Source organism: Alphaproteobacteria bacterium, assembly GCA_019695395.1.
GTDB lineage: Bacteria > Pseudomonadota > Alphaproteobacteria > JAEUKQ01 > JAIBAD01 > JAIBAD01.
This window is the reverse complement of record JAIBAD010000075.1, coordinates 1-3,476: the sequence shown is the minus strand read 5'-3', so window position 1 is coordinate 3,476 and position 3,476 is coordinate 1. Positions and strand designations below refer to the sequence as shown.

The following is a 3,476-nucleotide window of genomic DNA, read 5'->3' as shown; positions in this document are numbered from 1 at the left end:
ACCGTGCAAGTTATGAAGATGATTGGTTTTAACAATTAAATAGCAAGTTTCTTCTTTTATATATTGATGGGTTTTATGTCAGATTATTGGATATAAAACCCATTTTATTTTGTACCAGGCTTATATTAAATCAGGGAAATTATTAAACTTAACCGTCCTTAATGGTAACGTCTTAACTGATTCAATTGCTAAATTTCATGATGTTTGATTCTAAAAAATGACATTGCCCTAATTTTTTAGCGTTTCTATACAATTTTATGAGAGTTCGTTTTTACTGTGTCTTAAAATCTACAGTAATGAATTTTAATCATTACTATTTTATCTCTATAGAGCATTTTACCAATATTAATAGCCAATTTCACCTAATGGGTTAGAAAACTAAGGTTCATCAATGGATGAGTTATTTTAATACCATGGGGTAAAATAGACTAAAATATAAGTTTTTATGAGTTTTGCATAACGTGAAATTTTAAAAAAAACTTTGCAGCCTATAAAAAATCGATTATGTTTTTCACATAACTATTCTGATTATTTTCACTTTTGCATTATATCCGAACTTAGACCCTTGTTTACTCAAGGGTCTTTTTTTTTGCTTTATCAAAGGTTTTGGCGATGAAAAATTTAATTTTAAAATGGCGTGTTTAGGTAAAAATGATCCTGTGTCTATGTTGTAGGAATTACCATTTAGGTTGTGTTTAGGGTAAGTGTAGGGGGGAACTCTCATTAGAATACTGGGAGACGATTTAGGGTGGCATTTGGCTTAGGCTCTCGTAGTTTTGTATATGCTTTGAAATCCCGTATGAAATGATTCTAGCCTACCATCTAAAATAACTGTCCCTTGTGGTGAGGTTGATTTGAGAATAGCTTTGAATAGGGATCAACGCTGTAAATGGTAAAGGTATCAGGAATTTACGGATTTATTGTGTACGCGGTATCCACCTGCTACATAGCTGTGAAGTTTATCAACCGTAAAATTATAAACGGTTTGACCTGACGCATAATAATCGTAATTTGGCACAGCAACCTTACGCCCCACGGCATTTACAAGATAAACATGGTCATCCAGTTGACCAAGCGGTTTATATTTCCAAGCTATATTATCATTACCCGCCGGTTTTTGTGCCAAGGATCTTGAAATAGCTCGGGCAATTTTATAGGCAGAAAATTGAATAGATTGGCTGGTTAATGGATATCCATAACCTGTGGCCCGTTGTATTTTCATCGCTAATTCTTCTTTTTCACCACCCGGAAAGAAATTTATCCATTTTTTATGGTAGGGTTCTTGGCTTTCATAAGGGCGTACCACAGTTAAAAATGGATGCGTGCCGGTTACAAAAACATCACTGGTTATGTGGTGTATGGATGATTCTGATATCAAACCTTGCACAGCATGATGATCTCTTGCGGAATTCAGGATGTTCCATGGTTCAACCGTAACGGATACCGAGGGCATTTTATAAATAACTTGATCTTCATGGGTATGGGTTTTGGTGACCAACCCTGGCTGTAAAGGTCCTAACCCCACATATCCCATTACCCAATCCCCAATCATAACCTGTTCAATTGGTTTATGTGTTCCATCAGCCATTAAAATTTGTGTACCCGCCCCAAAACATGAATCTTCCGGGAAATCTTTTTCTATAAGCATATTATGTTGCCCTTCACCTAAAGATAGTGGATTAGGTTTTATCCCTTTTTTATTAATCTTTAAATCATAAATATCCTTATATCTTGCTGGTTTTAGCTTAATATAAGATGGCATGCCAGAGCAGTTAGATTCAGTGCGGTCGGATTCAAAGCAGTCAGATATAGTGGGACACATCATGTAAAAGCCTCCCTAACCTTTACAATCTATTTATTCGTTATATCACTAGTTTTATTTTTATCATACTGTTATTTAAATTTATTGATTCGTAGCATACATTAATTTGGCCATTAGCTGACCTTTTCTACCCTATAAGCTGCACCCTTTGTTAACCCAATTACTTTATAAATTAAGAGTATTATAAGAACATTATGTAAAAGGTTATTGACTTATTATCAATATAATAATATAAATTCATATAACATATGAATCACATTCATTAATATGATTAGATGATCCCTGATCCATCTCATGTTAAAGAATTTGCTTTTCCTCTTTGGTTAATTCTTGTATAGTGTTCCTTAACAAACAACCAAAACTTTAGTCCTTGGAAATTAATAATCTAAATTTCTAAGGACTTTTTTTTACATATATTGACTTATATTAGATCTATATCGTAGAAATTAAAAATCATAAGAAAAACCGCTTATGCCGTTAGTCCTTTGCTTTTTTTAACCTACAAAAAATTGTCCCCATTTAAATTAATTAAAATTTGAATTGATAATTAATTAATTTATGGGCTCGCTAATCCTTATAGCAACTTTAGCGTATCTTTAAATAAGATTATATTAACAGCTAATAAATTATTTTTTCGAATCTTCTGATCAATTATTTGCTTATATCCATTTCTGCTATCCATTTTTATCTAATTTATTTTTTGCCCAATCAATTCTGATAGAGTCAATATTTCTATTTTTGATGCTTTTTGATTCGTTTTGGCAAAGACGAAATAATTTTTATGATGTATTTTTATCACATTTATGAGTGTAGAATCAGTGTCCTATATCTCAATTTTAGCATTAAAATTTTGATAAAAATTTGAACCCGATAAACTGGTTTACAAAAAGTTATATTAAGAAAATTTATATTAGCAATCACAATTAAAAAGTTTAAGGGGATAAAGTATACCCAAAAAATATCACCAATCATGATTGGTAATTTTCATGGTGAGATATTCGAGTAAATTTTACTATTTATCATAAAAAACAACGGTTAGTCCTTAAACATCAACATATTATTAAAATATCAACCTATGTCAGGATAATTGCTCATTGCACTTTTTTTACGGGATGCTACCAATCCAGCCAGGCTTATTAGAATATTGCCCTGTACTTTTCATAGGATTGCAAAACTCTAATAAGTTAGCTAAATCCATTAGGATAATTGTCCACCAACACTTTCATAAGACTTTATAAAAGCACCGCGGATCGATTAGACTTAGTAGCAACTGATAAGTTCAGATATCTGTGTGGCTAAGATTAACGGTAACTATTTTGGCTGTGCATTTTGTTTGCTATCTAATCTTGCACACCTTGTCATCTCACTTGGTTTTATTCTGTTGTGTTGCATGATCGACAATTTTAAAAAAGCTTACTCATCATGAAGATTTATCCCCAGATTTATCACCATTCTAGTTGAATAGAAAATTACTTGCATCTGATCCCTATTTAAACAACTGCGTTTCACATATATACTTTTATGTGCGAGCACGGATTGATTAAATATATAGTTTTAAAAAGGGTCTGAGTATTTAGTTTATCTTGGTTTTTTGGTTGACGACTAGGAGTTATTCCTAAGTTAATTTATAGTTATTCTAATTTATTCAAATTTT

1 protein-coding gene is annotated in these 3,476 nt (G+C 31.9%); it reads right to left on the bottom strand.

Going from position 1 to position 3,476, the window contains the following annotated elements:
• Positions 1-901 precede the first annotated feature (901 nt).
• Positions 902-1,825, bottom strand: coding sequence for a hypothetical protein (locus K1X44_08955; GenBank protein MBX7147414.1), 924 nt, complete (start codon positions 1,823-1,825; stop codon positions 902-904).
• Positions 1,826-3,476 lie beyond the last annotated feature (1,651 nt).

Coding starts and splice junctions, on each gene's coding strand:
- K1X44_08955 (MBX7147414.1), bottom strand. CDS start 1,825: ATGATGTGTCCCACTATATCTGACTGCTTTGAATCCGACCGCACTGAA.